General features: G+C 65.8%; 20 protein-coding genes and 1 pseudogene. 15 read left to right on the top strand and 6 right to left on the bottom strand.

What is annotated here, in order from left to right; genetic code table 11:
- Positions 1-12 precede the first annotated feature (12 nt).
- Positions 13-285, bottom strand: a complete 273-nt coding sequence (locus tag QTI04_RS26465; RefSeq protein ID WP_286618136.1) for a hypothetical protein — start codon at positions 283-285, stop codon at positions 13-15.
- 245 nt (positions 286-530) lie between these two features.
- Here QTI04_RS26465 and QTI04_RS26460 point away from each other — a divergent pair, with 245 nt between their 5' ends.
- The 6 genes and pseudogenes from QTI04_RS26460 to QTI04_RS26440 all read left to right on the top strand — a co-directional run bounded on the left by QTI04_RS26460 (position 531) and on the right by QTI04_RS26440 (position 3,725).
- Positions 531-1,457, top strand: coding sequence for a 1-acyl-sn-glycerol-3-phosphate acyltransferase (locus QTI04_RS26460; protein WP_286618134.1), 927 nt, complete (start codon positions 531-533; stop codon positions 1,455-1,457).
- Positions 1,458-1,562: 105 nt separating this feature from the next.
- Positions 1,563-2,015, top strand: a pseudogene (locus QTI04_RS34350) (ABC transporter substrate binding protein); the annotation flags it as partial.
- 31 nt (positions 2,016-2,046) lie between these two features.
- Entirely contained in the window at positions 2,047-2,217 is a 171-nt protein-coding gene (locus QTI04_RS34345; RefSeq protein WP_369292804.1) for an ABC transporter substrate binding protein, read from the top strand.
- 130 nt (positions 2,218-2,347) lie between these two features.
- Positions 2,348-2,500, top strand: a complete 153-nt coding sequence (locus tag QTI04_RS26450) for a hypothetical protein (RefSeq protein ID WP_286618132.1) — start codon at positions 2,348-2,350, stop codon at positions 2,498-2,500.
- A gap of 149 nt (positions 2,501-2,649) precedes the next feature.
- Positions 2,650-3,018 (top strand): septal ring lytic transglycosylase RlpA family protein, encoded by a 369-nt coding sequence (locus QTI04_RS26445; protein WP_286618131.1) that lies wholly within the window; start codon positions 2,650-2,652, stop codon positions 3,016-3,018.
- Positions 3,019-3,110: 92 nt separating this feature from the next.
- A complete protein-coding gene (locus QTI04_RS26440) occupies positions 3,111-3,725 on the top strand; it encodes a carbonic anhydrase (RefSeq protein ID WP_286618129.1) in 615 nt (204 codons plus the stop codon).
- 12 nt (positions 3,726-3,737) lie between these two features.
- On the opposite strand, the gene QTI04_RS26435 is transcribed toward QTI04_RS26440, so the two are convergent.
- A complete protein-coding gene (locus QTI04_RS26435; RefSeq protein ID WP_286618128.1) occupies positions 3,738-4,631 on the bottom strand; it encodes an SDR family oxidoreductase in 894 nt (297 codons plus the stop codon).
- Positions 4,632-4,665: 34 nt separating this feature from the next.
- Positions 4,666-5,409, bottom strand: coding sequence for an SDR family oxidoreductase (locus QTI04_RS26430; protein WP_286618126.1), 744 nt, complete (start codon positions 5,407-5,409; stop codon positions 4,666-4,668).
- Positions 5,410-5,532: 123 nt separating this feature from the next.
- Here QTI04_RS26430 and QTI04_RS26425 point away from each other — a divergent pair, with 123 nt between their 5' ends.
- On the top strand, positions 5,533-6,429 hold the full coding sequence (locus QTI04_RS26425; protein WP_286618125.1) for a LysR family transcriptional regulator: 897 nt from the start codon (positions 5,533-5,535) through the stop codon (positions 6,427-6,429).
- Here QTI04_RS26425 and QTI04_RS26420 read toward each other — a convergent pair.
- Both QTI04_RS26420 and QTI04_RS26415 read right to left on the bottom strand, forming a co-directional pair.
- Positions 6,364-7,110 (bottom strand): hypothetical protein, encoded by a 747-nt coding sequence (locus QTI04_RS26420; RefSeq protein WP_286618124.1) that lies wholly within the window; start codon positions 7,108-7,110, stop codon positions 6,364-6,366. The two genes, QTI04_RS26425 and QTI04_RS26420, sit on opposite strands and share 66 nt — an antisense overlap.
- A 578-nt stretch (positions 7,111-7,688) precedes the next feature.
- The gene (locus QTI04_RS26415) at positions 7,689-8,681 is read right to left on the bottom strand and encodes a serine hydrolase (protein ID WP_286618122.1); all 993 of its coding nucleotides are present in this window, start codon (positions 8,679-8,681) and stop codon (positions 7,689-7,691) included.
- Between the two features lie 235 nt (positions 8,682-8,916).
- On the opposite strand from QTI04_RS26415, the gene nadB reads away from it, so the two are divergent.
- The 5 genes from nadB (at position 8,917) to QTI04_RS26390 (ending at position 13,403) form a co-directional block, all read left to right on the top strand.
- Positions 8,917-10,503 carry an L-aspartate oxidase gene (nadB, locus tag QTI04_RS26410; protein WP_286618120.1) on the top strand — a complete coding sequence of 529 codons (1,587 nt, stop codon included), beginning with the start codon at positions 8,917-8,919 and terminating at the stop codon, positions 10,501-10,503.
- A 115-nt stretch (positions 10,504-10,618) separates the two neighbouring features.
- Positions 10,619-11,659 carry an HAD family phosphatase gene (locus tag QTI04_RS26405; protein WP_286618118.1) on the top strand — a complete coding sequence of 347 codons (1,041 nt, stop codon included), beginning with the start codon at positions 10,619-10,621 and terminating at the stop codon, positions 11,657-11,659.
- A gap of 119 nt (positions 11,660-11,778) precedes the next feature.
- On the top strand, positions 11,779-12,381 hold the full coding sequence (locus tag QTI04_RS26400) for a DUF4337 domain-containing protein (RefSeq protein ID WP_286618116.1): 603 nt from the start codon (positions 11,779-11,781) through the stop codon (positions 12,379-12,381).
- 24 nt (positions 12,382-12,405) lie between these two features.
- Positions 12,406-13,170, top strand: a complete 765-nt coding sequence (locus tag QTI04_RS26395; RefSeq protein ID WP_286618114.1) for a class II aldolase/adducin family protein — start codon at positions 12,406-12,408, stop codon at positions 13,168-13,170.
- A gap of 29 nt (positions 13,171-13,199) precedes the next feature.
- The gene (locus QTI04_RS26390; RefSeq protein WP_286618113.1) at positions 13,200-13,403 is read left to right on the top strand and encodes a 4-oxalocrotonate tautomerase; all 204 of its coding nucleotides are present in this window, start codon (positions 13,200-13,202) and stop codon (positions 13,401-13,403) included.
- 49 nt (positions 13,404-13,452) lie between these two features.
- Here the strand turns inward: QTI04_RS26390 and QTI04_RS26385 are convergent, their stop codons facing one another.
- Entirely contained in the window at positions 13,453-13,680 is a 228-nt protein-coding gene (locus QTI04_RS26385; RefSeq protein ID WP_286618111.1) for a hypothetical protein, read from the bottom strand.
- A gap of 85 nt (positions 13,681-13,765) precedes the next feature.
- Here QTI04_RS26385 and QTI04_RS26380 point away from each other — a divergent pair, with 85 nt between their 5' ends.
- The 3 genes from QTI04_RS26380 to QTI04_RS26370 all read left to right on the top strand — a co-directional run bounded on the left by QTI04_RS26380 (position 13,766) and on the right by QTI04_RS26370 (position 17,174).
- Positions 13,766-14,824 carry a DUF3500 domain-containing protein gene (locus QTI04_RS26380; RefSeq protein ID WP_286618110.1) on the top strand — a complete coding sequence of 353 codons (1,059 nt, stop codon included), beginning with the start codon at positions 13,766-13,768 and terminating at the stop codon, positions 14,822-14,824.
- Between the two features lie 63 nt (positions 14,825-14,887).
- Positions 14,888-15,364 carry a YqhA family protein gene (locus tag QTI04_RS26375; RefSeq protein ID WP_286600640.1) on the top strand — a complete coding sequence of 159 codons (477 nt, stop codon included), beginning with the start codon at positions 14,888-14,890 and terminating at the stop codon, positions 15,362-15,364.
- Positions 15,365-15,662: 298 nt separating this feature from the next.
- Entirely contained in the window at positions 15,663-17,174 is a 1,512-nt protein-coding gene (locus QTI04_RS26370; protein ID WP_286618109.1) for a wax ester/triacylglycerol synthase domain-containing protein, read from the top strand.
- Positions 17,175-17,194: the final 20 nt, after the last annotated feature.

Genomic DNA, 17,194 nt, shown 5'->3' with positions numbered 1-17,194 from the left:
GTCCCACAGACCTCAGACCCGAATGCCCAGGTCGAAGCGTCGACGGTTCGTCCAGAGGTTGACCAGCGCGTCGAGTTCCGTCGCATAAATGCCTACATGGGGAGGGCCGAAAGAGCCGTCGCTGCGGGCCATGCTGCGCATGGTCGCATGCCAGAGGCCATCCGAAAGCTGCCTATACTGGCCCAGGAACTCGCAGCCCAGTGGCGCGGCAAGCGAGAAGGCACATCGGCGCAGCAGGAGGCCATCTCTCTTCGATCCTTCCACGCTTCTGGTGGACACGAGCATGTGCTCTCCATCGTCCTGGAGGACGCTTTCTCGGGGGATCTGCGTCAGCACGCCTGGCGACGGGCTTGAATGTGGCTTGTCCATGCCAACGTGTATCGGCGGTTGCCACATAAGCTGAAGGCAAGGTGTCATAAAAAAGTGTGCCCAGAGCGCTCGACGCGGCAGGAAAAGGATCGGCTCCAGCGCACCAATCTGAAAGAATGGATGCCTGCCCAGCCAGTGCAGATCCAACTCCCAGCCGGCAAATGACCGCCACCGCGTCACCATTGGTAGAGACACTCACCGAGCTCAACATCGTCGACCTGCTGGATTCGATGGGCCTGCTGCGCCTCCATGGCACGCCTTTGCGCCACTTGTTCCGGCCCGCAGCCCGCCGCTTCGCCCGGACTGCGCACGAGTTCGACGCCCGCGTCGGCGAGCATGGCCTTGCGGAAGGCAGCGCGTGGCTCATGGGCCGGATGACCGCTGGCATCGTCACCTCGGGCCTGGAATACGTTCCGCCTCAAGGCCCCGTGATCATTCTGGCAAACCATCCCGGAATGACTGACACGGTCGCACTCTTCACCAGTCTCGCGTCCCGTCCCGACCTTCGGGTGCTCGCCTCGGATCGCCCGTTCCTTCGCGCCTTGCCCAGCGTCGCGCGGCAACTGATCTTTCTGCCTGATGAAGAAGGCGGGCGCATGGCCGTCATACGAAATGCCGTGAGGCATTTGCACGAAGGCGGCGCCCTGCTGACCTTCCCGGCGGGGGAGATCGAGCCCGACCCCGCCACCTTTGGTCCGCAGCGGGCGGCGGCCTCACTGCAGAACTGGTCCAGCAGCTATACCTTGTTCGCCCGGCTGGCTCCCCGAACGCAGTTCGTGCCCGCGCTGGTGAGCCATGTCATTTCGCCGGAGGCACAGAGGCATCCGCTCACGCTGTTGCGCCGCACGGCGCGCAACAAGGAGAAGCTCGCTGCAGCGTTGCAGGTGGCGCTACCACGCTACCGCGATCTGGTCGCCAGGGTCACATTCGGCAAATCGCCGAACGCAGGACCGGACGGGGCGCAGGCGCTCGGCGCATTCATCGCAGCGCAAATGCGCCACCTGATCTTCGAGCACGGGTCGGCTCACGGTTCCGGATGTGCCGCACCTTGCGCGGCCATCGCCAAAGGCGCACGCTCCCCGCCATGAAACGACGCACGGTACTGGGCACTGCGTGCGCCCTGGCGTTGATGCAGAAGAACAGTTCGCGGATCTACGCGGCCGACAAGGTGCTGCGGCTCGGATGGCCTTCCGGTGGCCGTGCCGGTGGCCTACGTCTTCAGCGGCGACCCTGTCTCGGCCGGCTTCGCCAAGGGTCTCGCGCGCCCCGACTCGAACATCACCGGCCTGACGCTGCTGGCCGCCGAGATGAACGGCAAGTTGCTGGAGATCTTGCGCGAGATGGATCCGTCGGTGCGCGACGTGGCCATCGTGGCGAACCCCGAACACCGCGGCTCGCACATCGAGCGCGAGTACACCGACGGCGCGGCCAGGCAGTTGGGCCTGCGCACGCAATACTTTCCCGCGCGAACGCGCGACGAACTGGCGTCCTCCCTTGAGGCCATGTCCGCTTCGCCGGCGCGCGCTTTGTCGATCTTCAGCGACAGCTTCGCAGTGGCCAACCGGCGGCAGATCCTCGATTTCGCCATCGCACGCAAGATGCCGGTCATGTCGGGCTGGTCGATCTTCGCGGACAGCGGCGCGCTCGGCACCTACGGGCCGCGCCTCGTGGATTCGTATGCGCGGCTCGCCGTATGTGGACCGCATCGCCAAGGGCGCCAAGCCAGCGGACCTGCCGATCGAGCGGCCCACCACCTTCGAGCTGGTGCTGAACCTGAAGACCGCCAACGCGATCGGGCTCAAGCTGCCGCAGTCGCTGCTGGTGCGTGCCGACCGGCTCATCAGCTAAACACCGGCAGCACGCCAAGCGTCGAAAGTCAGGCCGTTCCGCCACGCAAATCGGAGGCGTCCGACACGTGACGCGCGCGCGAAAGGACAAGCTCCCTTCAGCACATCGTCGTTCGCAAAGGGAAGCTGCCATGATCCGAAAGCTGGCATCGGGCCATTACCGCCTGTATTCGTGCAAGGTCGATCCCAAGACCGGTCGACGGGGCAACCTTGGCACCTTCGACAGCCGCGCGCAGGCCGAGCACCACGAGCGCGAGGTGCAGTACTTCAAGCGGCATGGCTGATCGCCGCGAGGCTCGCTGCCATGTCGCCCCTATCGTCTTCCCGATGCCTCGCGGCGCTCACGGCCATCGCATGCGTGCTCTCCGGGTGTGCCGTCGCCCCTTCGCCGCGGGATCTGCCTTCACAAGGCTCCGACGCGCCGCAATCGACCGTGACGACTCCGACTCCTAGACCCTCTTCGGCAGCGAAGCCCGTGCTCGACCGCAGCGGCAAGAAGCAGGTCGGAAAGGCGTCGTTCTATGCTGCCGAATTCACGGGCCGAAAGATGGCAGACGGCACCCGCATGGATCCTCGGGACGACAACGCTGCCAGCAAGACGCTGCCCCTCGGGACTACTGCCAGGGTGACCAACCTGGAGACGGGGCGCAGTGCGGTGGTCACCATTCAGGATCGTGGGCCGTACGTGAAGGGCCGCATCGTCGACCTCTCGCCCGCCACGGCACGCGAGATCGGCATCTCGCGAGAAGACGGCCTTGCGCAGGTCGAAGTCACGCCGTTGTCGATACCGCAGGCTGATTGACGAAGCCCGGCGGTTCCAGAAGTCGCGGATTGTTCTTGGCCCCGGCTGCGTCATTGCGTAGCATCCCGGAGCAACTACGGGAGACTCGCATCGTGGCAGCCGGTCATCCACACCCTTTCACCGCGGAGCAGTCGCTCCAGCGCCTCAAAGAGGGCAACGAGCGTTTCGTCAATGGCCTCGCGCGTTTCCCGACCGTGCAGAAGGAAGTCCTCGCGGAACTCGCGAAGGGGCAGCAGCCCCACACCACCATCCTGGGCTGCAGCGACAGCCGCGTGCCGCCCGAACTCGTGTTCGACGCGTCCTTCGGGGAACTCTTCGTCATCCGCGTGGCGGGCAACGTGCTCGGGCCCACGATCCTCGGCACGCTGCAGTACGCGGGCCTGCACCTGCACACGCCGCTTTTCGTCGTCATGGGCCATGAGGGATGCGGGGCGGTGGATGCCGCGATCGCCTCGAAGTTTCATGGCGTTGCGCAACGCAGCCGGATCGAGACCCTGCTCGAGAACATCGTGCCGGCTCTCGACGATCTCGATGCTTCACAGCCGCACGAGGCGTTGCTGCACGCGGCGGTCGAGGCCAACGTGCGCCATACGGTGCAGACGCTCCTCGACACGCCGGAGGCCCAGGCGCGTCTCGAAGAAGGAAAAATGAAGCTGATCGGGGCGGTCTACGACCTCGAGTCGGGCCGGGTCCGCTTCCTGGACTGACCGCGCCCGGCTTCAGCGCCGGACCCTGGCTTCGAGCAGATCCCCCATGCCGATGCGCTTCGCGAATTCGATACGCACGCGCTCCGACACCTCGAACACCTCGGTCGCGCCGTCGCCCACGAAGTCGACCAGCGAGCGCATCGGCCGCGTGCCGGCCGGCAGGCCCACGATGCGGACGATCTCGTCAGCCACGGCCTGGGGGTCGGCGTTGTCGGGCGTGAGCGCCGAGAGGCGTTCGCCGATCTGGTCCATCACGCCGTCGTAGCGGCTGTAGGCAACGGCGGTGGCCACATCGGCCGGCTTGCCCGCGCTCGGGAAGTGGTCGGTGCCGCGGGTGAACGCACCCGGTACGACGATCGAAGTCTCGATGCCGAAGCGCGCGATTTCATAGGCGAGTGTCACGGCCAGCGAATCCATCGCCGCCTTGGCCGCGCCGTAAGGGCCCATGAACGGCGGAAAGCCGCCCTTGGTGGTCGTGCTGCTGATCCACAGCATCAGCCCCGACTCCTGCTTGCGGAGGTACGGCAGCACTGCGCGGTTCACGCGCTGAGCGCCGAGCACATTGGTGTCGAAGACCTTTGTGATCTCCTCGGGGGTGAACGCCTCGGTCGGCCCGACCACGAGGTGGCCCGCGTTCTGCATCACCACGTCGAGATGGCCCTGCTCGCGAACGATGGTTGCCGCAGCCGCATCGGCTGACGTCTGCGAGAGCACATCGAGTTCGAGCGGATGCAGCTGAAGCCCCTTGGCCGAGGCCAGTGCGCGCAACTCGGCGGCGCGGCCGTTGTTGCGCCCGGCGATGTCGCGCATGGATGCATAGACGATGTGGCCCGCTTCGGCGAGGGACTGGGCAGTGAGCTTGCCGATGCCGGTACCAGCGCCGGTGACGAGGATGACGGATTGCATGATGGAACTCCTTGGATGAATGCGAGGGGGGAACTCAGGCGACACCGCCGTTGGCGCGCAGGATCTGGCCGTTGACCCAGCCCGCATCCGGGCCGGCGAGGAAGGACACGACGGAGGCGATGTCCTCGGGCTGGCCGAGCCGCTGCAGCGGCGGCATCTTCGCGAAGGTCTGGATCTGTTCGTCGGTCTTGCCGTCGAGGAAAAGCGAGGTCGCGATCGGGCCCGGTGCTACGGCGTTGACCGTGATGTTGCGGCCGCGCAGCTCCTTGGCGAACACGTGCGTGAAGGCCTCGACCGCCGCCTTGGTCGCGTTGTAGATCGCGTAGCCGGGCATGTTCAGCGCGAGCGTGGTGCTCGAGAAGTTGACGATGCGCCCGCCTTCGTTGAGCCGGGTGGCGGCTTCGCGCAGCGTGTTGAAGGTGCCGCGCACGTTGATGTCGAAGCTGTGGTCGTAGAGCGCGTCGGTGTGCTCGGCCAGCGGCACGGTCTTCAGCACGCCGGCGTTGTTGACCAGCACGTCGACCGGGCCGAGTTGCTTCTCGACGGCGTCGAACATGCGGTGCACCTCCTCGGCCTTCGCGACGTCGGCCTGCACTGCGATGGCCCTGGCGCCGGCGGCCGTGAGTTCCGCGACCAGCGCGTCGGCCTGCGTGGAGCCCGAGGCGTAGTTGATGGCGACGGCAAAGCCGTCCCTGGCAAGCCGCTGGGCGACGGCGGCGCCGATGCCGCGCGACGCGCCGGTGACGATGGCGACCTGGTTGTGTTGAGAGCTGTTCATGGTGCGATTCCTGCGTGTGGTGGATGGGTGGATCGAATGGTCGACCATTCACATCGAAAGATAATCAGCAGACAATGGGCAAGACCATTCCATTTACTTAAACAATAGATCGGCCGTCGCACCATGGACCGCTTCCAGGAAATGCAGGCCTTCGTGCGTATCGCCGAGCGCCAGAGCTTCACCCAGGCCGCGGAAGACCTGCAGATTCCGCGCGCCACCATCACCACGCTCATCCAGCGCATGGAAGAGCGCATCGGCACACGACTGCTGGAGCGGACTACCCGCACCGTGCGCCTCACGCAGGACGGCGAGGCCCACTACCGCCGCTGCGTGCGGCTGCTGGCGGACGTGGAGGAGGCCGAAGCCTCGTTCAGGAACGCGGCGCCCAAGGGCCAGCTGCGCGTGAACCTGCAAGGGACGCTGGCCCGGCACTTCGTGGTGCCGGCGCTGCCCGGATTTCTCGCACGCTACCCGGAGCTGGCGTTGCATATTGGCGAAGACGACCGCCTGGTCGACCTCGTGCGCGAGGGCGTCGATTGCGTGCTGCGCGCGGGCACGCTGCACGATTCCTCGATGGTTGGCCGGCGCGTGGCGCTGCTGCCCCAGGTCACGGTCGCGAGCCCGGCCTACCTGGCGCAGCGCGGCGAGCCCGAGAGCGTGGACGCGCTCGGTGCGCACCGGGCCATCAACTACATCTCCAGCGCCACGGGCAAACCGGTGCGGCTCGAGTTCACGGTCGACGGGCACATCGCGACCGTGCAGCTCGGGGGCATCGTCTCGGTGACGGGCGCCGACCTGTACACGGGCGCGGCCGTCGCAGGGCTCGGGCTGGTGCAGGTGCCGCGCTACCGCGTGGCGAGCGAGTTGGCGGACGGCCGTCTGAAGGTGCTGCTGCCGGCGTTCGCGCCACCGCCGATGCCGGTGTCGGTGCTGTACTCGCAGAACCGGCAGTTGTCATCGCGCGTGCGCGTCTTCACGCAGTGGCTGCGGGACATTTTCGAGGCCGCGGCGGACGCGTGAAGGGCGGCGCCTGCGCCCCAGGCCGTTCGGCCGGCGGTGAACGTCAGGCTGAGCGGCGCCGGCGCGTTCGGAGGTGCGCGCGAGCGGGTCTTGGAAAAGAGACTTGGACACTGGTTCTCTGTTCCCCTCGGCCTCGCCAGCGCGGCCGATTGCCGCAACAAAAAAATACCCATGCCAATCGCGAAAATTGCAGGCGCGAGCGTTGCTTCCGACGACCCTGGCACGACTGTCGCCCGCGAGCGCATTGAATCCGGCAAGGAAGTGTTTGTTCGCCACCAGTCCGTCATGGGTGGCGTAGCTCGACGAAAGGAGGATCGGGCAAATACCATGGGCACAGTAGGCGGCGAACACACCGCTCTCGGCCACGAATTCGACGGGGTAAGCCACTGCACCGAGCCTTGCGGCCGCCGCGCTCACCTCGTCTGCGGAGAGCTTTCCTCGCACGGCCACCCCCTCTTCGCTGAGCCGCGCTTGCAGTGAAACATCCCCGATGGTTGGCCCGATGTCATGGATCTGCAGCTGGCTGCGCTTCGCATAATCAAAGACCTGACCGTTGGCCCACGCGTACACCTTGCTGCGTACCTCGGTGCTGCCAAACACGACGAGAGTGTCCTGGCGTCGCCCGTCGACTGTGTCGAGTTCTCCGACATTCGAGAACACCGGCAGCACTTTGTGCGGCACCGGACCGGCATCCTGGACAGCCAGTGCGCGGACTCCTCGCGGTTGGTCACCCAGAAGTCGGCCAGCGCCATGAGTTCGCGTGCGATGCGCTTCTGCGCGCCCGAGAGCCAGAACGCAGAACTCCACGGCGGACCAGACGCGAAGAGTTCATGAAAAACCACGCCGACTTGGTTGAAGCGCGGCCGCAGCTGCCGAAGCCTACGAACCAGCCAGACCGGAACGCCTCGGGCCTGGAACCCGTAGCCACTGAAGTGCACCAACAGCAGGTCGCCACTCAGGCCCGAGGTTTCCGTAGCCTCCCCCAACTCGATCAGCGGTGCATGGAGCGGGCCCTGAGAATCGATGCGTAGTCCCGCACGCCGCCCGCCCCTGGCGGAATGATCGAATAGGAAGCCATGTTCATAGGCAGCTGAAAGCGGTCGAGCATACGCAAGATCCCGACCTCTGAGGGCCGGTGCCGAGTGCAATGAAAAAGACCCGCCGAAGCGGGTCAATAGCAGCCCAAGGGAGGGTGGAGGAGGAGAAGAGCGGGCTGCCAGAAGCAGTGTCTGCCGCGAAACTTAGGCGATGCTTAAGCGTCAACGGTCGCTCGCGGAGGAGCGTTTCAGCGCAGCTGCGAAGAGCCTGGTTCGAATCAGTTGCAGGGCCTGACCTCGGCGGTGCGCCTCCGCGGAAACAGTGGAGTTGGTTGCAACCACCATGTCGAGGCCCGGGTAGACCCAGACATACTGGCCGGCGAATCCGCTGGCCATGAATGTTTGTCGTTGCGCCTTGGACGGCACGACCCACCACATGAAGCCGTAGGGCAGCGACCCCGGCGGACCGCCGGCATTCCGGGCGGTGGTCGCTTCGGCGACGAAGGAGGGCGCAAGCACTTGGCTGCCGCCCCAGAGTCCGTTCTGGAGGAACAACTGTCCGAGCTTCGCCATGTCTTCGGTGCGCATGCTCAAGCCACGCTGGTACGACGGCTCGGTCATTCCGAGGGGCGCGACCAGTTGCTCCCGCGCGAAGTCGGCCAGCGGCATTCCGGTCACCTTCCGGAGGACTTCCACCAGGATGACCACGGCTGCGTTGTCGTACGCGAATGTCTGTCCGGGAGCGCTCGTCATGGGCCGCGCCCAGCCGTCTCTGGCTCTGCCGGCGGCAGCCGTTCCGGATGGGTCGTCGACCCGGAAGCCCGCGGTCATCGTCAGCAGGTGACGCAACGTGATGTTCCGCGACCGCGGATCGGCGTTCAACGGCGCCAGTTCAGGCACTAACTCCACCACCGGCTGATCCAGGCTCGAGATGCGTCCCTGTTGCAACGCAACCCCGACCAATGCCGACGCGGCGCTCTTGGCGACAGACTGGACATCCCGCAAGGCATCGGGCGCGCCGTCGCGGTAGTACTGGAAGGCCACGCGGCCGCGCAAGGCGACGAAGACGCTCTGCACGTCCGGAAAACTCTCTCCAATGGCCTGTTCGATTTCCTGAAAGGCCGCCGCATCCAGCGCTTGCTCCTGCGTCGTGGACGTTCGCCATTGGGCAAGCGCAGTGATCGGCCCCAACGACACGAGGGCCGCGAGGGTCATGCACCTCCACAGCCCGGCTCCGGATGGGATCAGCGTCATCTGATTGGCTCCTCAGTGGCAATTTCGCGCGTGTTCGTGAAAACGGCGTCGTTCGTTTGCACGATGCTACAGTCCGCCGCTCCTTCCATGATGGCTGTCTCCACACGCTCCAACGCGGGGTTCGAGTTCCTCGAATTCGTTGGCACGGAGACCGAGGCTGAAACCGCTTTCGCTGACCATCGCTCTCCCTTCTCCAATGACTTCCTACGATTTCGATGTTCTCATCGTCGGCAGCGGCCTGGCCGGTCTCAGCGCCGCATTGCATCTGGCCGGCACACACCGCGTTGCCGTCCTCACCAAGCGAGCGCTGAGCGATGGCGCGAGCCAATGGGCGCAGGGCGGCATCGCCGCAGTGCTGAGTGAAGGCGACTCCATCCAGGCGCATGTCGACGACACGCTGGTCGCCGGCGCCGGCCTCTGCGATCTGGCGGCCACGCGCTTCGTGGTGGAGCGTGCGCCGGAGGCCATCGCCTGGTTGCGCGCGCTCGGCGTACCGTTCTCGGAAGAGGACGGCTCCCTGCACCTGACGCGCGAAGGCGGACACAGCCAGCGTCGCGTGGCGCACGTGACCGATGCGACCGGGGCGGCCGTGCAGCGGTGTCTCATCGATGCGGTGCGGCGCACGCCGAACATCACGCTGTTCGAAGGCCATGCGCTGGTCGACCTGATCACCGGCTCGAAGCTGGGCTTGCCCGACAACGGATGCCAGGGCCTGCATGCGTTGGACATCGCGACCGACCAGGTGGTGGCCTTCCGAGCTCCCCACACCATCCTGGCGACCGGCGGCGCGGGCAAGGTCTACCTCTACACGACCAACCCCGACACGGCCACGGGCGATGGCATCGCGGCGGCATGGCGCGCAGGCTGCCGCGTCTCGAACATGGAGTTCATCCAGTTCCACCCGACCTGCCTCTATCACCCCTTCGCCAAGTCCTTCCTGATCAGCGAAGCCGTGCGCGGAGAGGGGGGTCTGCTCAAGCTGCCCGCATCGGCGGGCGGCACCCGCTTCATGCCCGGCCACGACGAGCGTGCCGAGCTGGCGCCACGCGACGTGGTGGCGCGCGCCATCGATTTCGAGATGAAGAAGCATGGGCTGGACTGCGTGTACCTCGACATCTCGCACCAGCCTCCTGCGTTTCTCCAGGAGCACTTTCCGAACATCCTGGCGCGCTGCGCCGAACTCGGCATCGACATCACGCGCGGACCCATACCGGTGGTGCCCGCCGCGCACTACACCTGCGGCGGAGTCGTTACCGACCTGAGCGGCCGCACCGACATTGCAGGCCTCTACGCCATCGGCGAGACCGCCTGCACCGGTCTCCATGGCGCCAATCGCCTGGCAAGCAACTCGCTGGTCGAGTGCATGGTGTTCGCACGCGCCGCAGCAGAAGCCATCGGCGCCGCACCGGCACGCCGGTTGGCCGACCTGCCGCCGTGGGACCACAGCCGCGTCACCGACGCCGACGAGATCGTCGTCCTCTCGCACAACTGGGACGAGTTGCGGCGCTTCATGTGGGACTACGTGGGCATCGTGCGTACCGACAAGCGCCTGGAGCGCGCGGCGCATCGCATCGCGCTGCTGCGCAGCGAGATCGACGAGTTCTACGGACAGTTCCGCATCACGCCGGACCTGCTCGAACTGCGCAACCTCGTGCAAGTCGCGGCGCTGATCGTGCAGTCGGCGCAGTCGCGCCAGGAGAGCCGCGGCCTTCACTTCAGTCGCGACCATCCCTCGCTCGCCGCATCCGCGATACCGACGGTCCTGGTGCCGGCTTCAAGCTGAACGAGTGGCCGTTGAATCCGGGTCTGGGCGAGACCGCACGCATCCGTGCGCGCCCGGATAGCCGGTGTCCGCAAGTTCTTCTAGTCTCCAGGCATTTGAACAAGGAGGGAAGGCCGTGAGAACCTCTGTGCCAGTCCGACGATTTCAATCCGCGTGGTGCTTGGCGCTGTATGCGCTGTTCCTATTGCTGACCGGCTGCGCATCGGTCAAGCCCGATCCGCTTCCTTCCTGGAACGAGGGCAGCACGAAGCAGTCCATCATCGGCTTCGTGGCCAAGGTCACGACGCCGGGTTCGCCGGACTTCGTGCCGGTTCCCGAGCGCATCGCGACCTTCGACAACGACGGCACGTTGTGGGCCGAGCAGCCGTTGTATTCGCAGGCCTTCTTCATCCTCGATCGCGTCAAGGTGCTCGCGCCCCAGCATCCCGAATGGAGGACGCAAGAGCCGTTCGCCTCGGTGCTGAAGGGTGACGTCAGAGGCGCGATGGCCGGGGGCGAAAAATCGATCCTTGCATTGGTGGGGGCCACCAGCACCGGTATGTCGACGGCGGAGTTCGACGCACTGGTGCTCGACTGGCTGGCCACGGCGAAGCATCCGAGATTCAACCAGCCCTACACGTCGATGGTGTATCAGCCGATGATCGAACTGCTGACCTATCTGCGGGCCAACGGCTTCAAGACTTTCATCGTCTCGGGTGGCGGCATGGCCTTCATGCGGCCGTGGACGGAGAAGGTGTACGGCGTGCCGCCGGAGCAGGTCGTGGGCAGCAGCGGGAAGACGCAGTACGAAATGCGCGGCAGCGCTCCGGTCATCATGCGGCTGGCCGAACTGAACTTCATCGATGACGGACCCGGCAAGCCGGTGGCCATCAACACCCACATCGGTCGCCGGCCCATCTTCGCGTTCGGCAATTCCGACGGTGACCTGCAGATGCTGCAGTGGACGGCTGCCGGCACAGGCGCGCGCTTCATGGGCATCGTCCACCATACCGACGCTGCGCGCGAATGGGCTTACGACAGCAACTCCAGCGTCGGCAAGCTCAGTGCATCGACGCTCGACATTGCACGCACCAAGGGCTGGACTGTCGTCGACATGAAGCGGGATTGGGCGGTGGTGTTCCCGTTCCAGGCCGGGCAGGCGGCGAGACCCCGCTGAATCATCCACCTGCGAATTGCGCCTGCAGCGCTGCTCGGCCTCGACGGCCGAGGGTTTCCAGCTTTGCTGGCCGTATCCGCATCGGCATACTTGCGTCCCCCACGACAACAAGGAAATCCATGTCAGCAGGCGGCTTTCACGTGCATGGCCCGCACGACCACGAACTCGAGCACGCTGGTACCCACGGCGACTCCGAATCGACTTCCCCAACTGGCCGCAAGAACATGACCAGCCAGATCGCGGTGTGCACTGCCGTCATTGCCACGGTGGGGGCGCTCTTTGCGTACATGGGCGGGCTCACGCAAGCCAACGCGGGGCTCTACAAGAACAACGCGGGCATGAAGAAAACCGAGGCCTCCAACCAATGGAACTACTTTCAGTCGAAGAGCACGAAACAGTCCCTTGCGGAGTTCGCCAGGGACACGTCGCCCGACGACCGCAAGCAAGTCTGGCAGACCAAGGTTTCCCGATACGAGCAGGAGAAAGCCGAAATCCTGCTCGTTGCGCAAAAGCTCGAGGCCGAGGCCAACGATTGGGACCAGAAATCGGAGGCACAGATGAACCAGCATCATCGCTGGGCGCAAGCGACAACTGCGCTGCAGGTCTCCATCGCCTTGGCTGCCATGGCGTTGCTGACAAGGAAAAGGTGGCTGGAGTGGGGGATGCTCGCGGTTGCAGGCATTGGCCTGGTCATTGGCGCTCTTGCAGCAGTGCACGTTTGAAAGTCATCGCCTCCCGCTCATCGCATGAACCAGCACCTCCAAACCGACCCGCGCCCGGCACGCACCGAGCGCGAGGTTCGCGTCGACCTCGCCGCGGCCTACCGCATGGCCGCGCAGAACGGCTGGGATGACACCGTCTACACCCATCTGTCGGCCAGCGTTCCCGGTGAGCCGGGCCATTACCTGCTGAACCCGTTCGGTGCGACCTTCGACGAGATCACTGCGTCGAGCCTGGTCAAGGTCAACGTGCGCGGCGAGGTGGTCGATGGTTCCGGCGCCCGGGTGAACCCGAGCGGCTTCGCGATCCACGGCGCGGTGCATGCCGCGCGACCCGAGGTCGAGTGCGTGATCCACCTGCACACACCCTGGGGCGTGGCGTTGTCGATGCTGCCGAACGGCCTACAGCCGACCTCGCAATACGCGATGCGCCTGCACCGGCGGCTCGGCCGCCACGCCTACGAAGGGCTGGCGCTCGGTGTCGATGAGCAACTTCGACTCGTCGCGGACCTCGGTGCGCTCGACGGCTTGATCCTCGATAACCACGGCACGCTGGTCGTCGGTCGCACCGTGGCCGAAGCCTGGATGCTGATGCACCTGCTCGAGCGCGCAGCGCAAGCGCAACTGCGCGCGATGGGGGCCACTGGCGGCGAGGTGCGTGTGGTCAGCGACGAACTCGCTGCACGCACCTATGGTGAATGGGTCGGCGACGGCAGCGAATGGGATGGCGACATGGAATGGCCGGCCCTGGTGCGGCGGCTCGACCGGACCGCGCCCGGCTATCGGGATTGACTGATCGAAGCTTCAACTGGAGAACTCACATGCCCACCATCCGCGTCGAATTGTTCGAGGGTCGCAAGATCGAGCAGAAGCGCGCCCTCGCGCAGGCCTTGACCGAGGCCACCGTACGCACACTGGGCGGTTCGCCCGAAGCTGTCGACATCCTGTTCTACGACATCGCGAAGCACGACTGGGCGACCGGTGGCAAGCTCTGGAGCGAGCCTGCGTCGCCGCCGGCCGGCTGAGTCCGACACTTGAGCGGGATGGCGATGCGTGGGCTCGCCGCCAACGCCGCTAAGGCGATCGGTGCAGGCGCGGCGCGGAGAGCGCGTCGAAACTGTTCTGGAGCGCCTCGTTGACGTCGCGCCATCGTGCCGACAGGTTGCCGGCCTCCAGCGCGGACTGCAGCGCGCGCACGTCCTTCGCGCTCGGTGCCACCTTGATCTGAGCAATCGCCGCCGCGGTGTTGCCGGCCTGCAGCAGTGCCAGGACCTTCTTTACCCACTCGTTCGGTCGTGCCATGAGTCGCGTTGGTTGTGCGTCGGGCGGCCAATGTACACCCGCACTCTGGTCCCCAGCCCTCAACTCAGGCATTCTTGCGCCAACCATGCTGCTGCGCACTCTCTCCACCTGGATGACCTGCTGGACCTTGCTCGCCATGGTGCCCCATGCCGCCGCCGCGGCCGACACCCGTCGCGCAGCGCAGGCCATGACGGCCGCGGCGCGGGCGCTGCTGGAGGCGACGCCGCCGACGCAGCGGCCAGACCTGCTGCTGCCGTTCACGCTGGAGGCGCGTGGCGATTGGAACTACACGCCGCGCAGCCGGCCCGGCATCGCGTTCAAGACCATGGAGGGTGCGCAGCGCCAGGCAGCGCAGCAGTTGCTGGCCGCGGCCTTGTCGGAACCGGGACTGGTTAAGGTACAGGCCATCATCGCCCTGGAGATCGCGCTGCGCGAGATCGAAACCTTCGGCCTCTCGCGCGATCCGGAGAACTACGCCATCGCGTTGTTCGGCACGCCGGACTCCGCTTCGCCCTGGGGCTGGCGTATCGAGGGGCACCATCTCTCGCTGCACTTCACGCTGGCCGACGGCCAGGTCGCGTCCACGCTGCCGCAGTTCCTGGGTGCCAATCCCGCTCAAGTGCCCCGCGACATCGCTGGCAAGGGTCCGCGCAAGGGCCAGCGCGCGTTGGGCGAGGAGGAGGACCGCGCCTTTGCGCTGCTGGCCGCGCTCTCGCCGGCGCAGCGCCAGCAGGCCATCTTCAGTGCCCGTCCGTTCGGTGACATCGTCACGCGCAATGCCGCCCAACTGGACCCCATGGCACCTGTGGGTGTGGCCTTCAGCGCTCTGGACGCAGCGCAGCAGGCCTTGCTGCTGCGCATCATCGAGTCGCTGGCCTCAGTGGCCGAATCGTCGTTGGCGCAGCAGCGACTGGAGCGCGTGCGTGCAGGCGGCCTGGACGGCATCCACTTCGGATGGGCGGGTGGCACCGATCGCGGACAGCCTCACTACTGGCGCATCCAGGGCGCGCGCTTTCTGATCGAATGGGACAACTCGGGCGGCAATCACATCCACAACGTGTGGCGCGACTTCGAGGGCGACTGGGGGCGCGACGTTCTCGGCGAACACTACCGCCGCGCGCGCGCAAGCGGCCACCGGCACTGAGTGCCGCTTGACCAACGGCGTGTTCGAGGCCACAAAGCATGTCCAACTGAAGGAGCTCTGCTGATGATGCGACGAATCCTGGCTTCGAGCCGGTACATCATGATCATTCCCGTGATCGGGACGTTCCTGGGTTCGGTGGCGCTGATCCTGTACGAGGCGATAGCCCTGTGTGCGACGTTCATGGAGGCGATCCGTGCCGGATCGGTTTCGGCGAAGGCGGTCAAGATCTTCGCGGTGGGCATCGTCGAAGCCGTGGACGTCTTCCTCATCGGGATTGCGGTCTACATCATCAGCATCGGCCTCTATGCGCTGTTCATCGATGACAAGTTGCCGCTGCCGAAGTGGCTCGAAGTCCACAACCTCGAAGACCTCAAGGGAAACCTGGTGAGCGTCGTCATTGCCGTTCTGTCGGTTCTGTTCCTGCGCGAGGTCGTCGCCTGGGAGGGCTCCAGCGACATCGCTGCGTTCGGCGCGGGGCTGGCGCTCGTCGTGGCGGCGCTGACGTACTTTCTGTCGAACAACAACGCGAGAAGGCAATAGGCTGGCGGGCTGCGCACCCGCATACGTCGCGTCTGCTCGGAAGTCAAGCGGAGTCTGGTAGTACGTGGCAGCACCTATAGGCTTGCGTGGGCGCACGGTCCTTCGGCACGTGCGCGCCACGATTTTCAGCGTCGTCCTGCGGGGCTAGTCTTCAGGCTGCCTGCCATGCGGGAGCGACGGTCGCGCATGGGCGTGGGCCGACGTTCGACGCGCCATCTCCCTGCACAAACCGCATCGAAGCGAACGGCTCGATTCGCGCACCGGCGACGACCGGTCGAAGTACAGACAGGAGACGACGATGCCCGCACTTTCGGCGATTGACCTGGCCATGTTCCTGCTCGAAACGCCTGCCCGGCCGTTCAACATCGGCCCGCTGGTCCTGTTGCGCCCGCCGGAAAGCTTCAAGGGAAATTTCGCGGACAAGCTGCACGCCAAGTTGCTGAAGCGGCCGCCCGGCCCGCCCTTCAACTACCGTTTCAAACAGTCCTTGACCCATCTGCCTTCGGTCGAGCCAATGACCGACCCCGACATCCGGGCGCATGTGCACCGGCTGACGCTGAAGAACGCGACCATGGATGCGTTGCTGAAGGAAGTCTGCGCGCTCCACGAGACGCAGCTCGACCGGTCTGGCCTGCTTTGGCAGTTTTATGTCATCGACGGACTGGTCGATGGCCGCGTGGCGCTGTATGGCAAGGCGCACCACGGCATCATCGACGGACGCACCTTCGTCAAGGCGGTCACGCTGTGGCTCACCCATGACCCGAAAGACAAGGTCGTCCGCGCCCTCTGGGACGGCGTGCCGCGATCGAGCAGCGCCACCAGGGAACGCGCCGACATGGTGCAGCAACTCCTGGGCGCGGGGAGCCAGGTCACCGGCGCGTTGCTCTCGGCAGCCGGTTTGTACGGCATGCTCGCGCAGCAGGGACTCCGGGCGTTGAGCTTGGGCAAGGAGTTGTCGCTGCCCTACCTGAAGGTGTCTTCTGCCTTCGACGGTGCGCTCTCGCCCAAGCGTAGCTATGCGTACTGCACGCTGCCGCTGACCGAGATGAAGAGCCTGGGCAAGGCCCGCGGCGCCACTGTCAACGACCTGCTGCTGACGGCGCTCGACATGGCCATGCAGCAGTACCTGCGCAAGCGAGGCGGCAAGTACAAGGAGCCACTGGTGGCCGACATGCCGGTGGCACTGGCCGAAGACGCCAAGGGCGGCAACCAGATCGCGGTGCTGCAGTTTCCGCTGGGCAAGGCCGGCGACTCGGTGGCCGAGCGACTGGCCGCGATCCGCGCCGAGACGGGTCGGCTGAAGGAGCAACTGAAGACACTCAGCAGTGACACCGTGATGCTCTACACCACCATCGTGCATGCGGTGCCGCTGCTGATGGAGATGGTCGCGGCCCAGGCGGCGCCACGCCTGTCGAACCTAATGGTGTCGAACCCCTTCGGCCTGGCAGGCCAGCCGTACCTGATGGGTGCCGCGGTGGAGCTTGTGCTGCCGGTATCGGTGGTGGCGGCCGGACACAAGCTCAATGTCACGGCGGTCTCTCTGGGCGAGCGACTGCAGCTCGGTTTCCTGGCCATGCCCGAGGCCGTGCCGCACATCGAAGAGCTGGCGCGCTTCACCGAGCAGGCGTATGTGGAATTGAGGGCCGCGTTGGGCGAGAGCGTGCCGGCCGCCGAACCTGCGCCTGCGCCGCAGAAGAAATCGGCCAAGGCATCGGTCAGGGCGCCGCGCAAGACCGCCGCCGGGAAGACTCCAGCGACCAGAAAGCGAGCAACACCGGCCAAGCGCAGCACGAGCTCGGCATCTGCCTGACCACTTCGCTTCACCTCGAC

Source organism: Variovorax sp. J22R115 (genome assembly GCF_030317005.1).
Lineage (GTDB): Bacteria > Pseudomonadota > Gammaproteobacteria > Burkholderiales > Burkholderiaceae_C > Variovorax.
The sequence above is the reverse complement of the archived record's forward strand: the minus strand, read 5'-3'. Positions and strand labels throughout refer to the sequence as shown.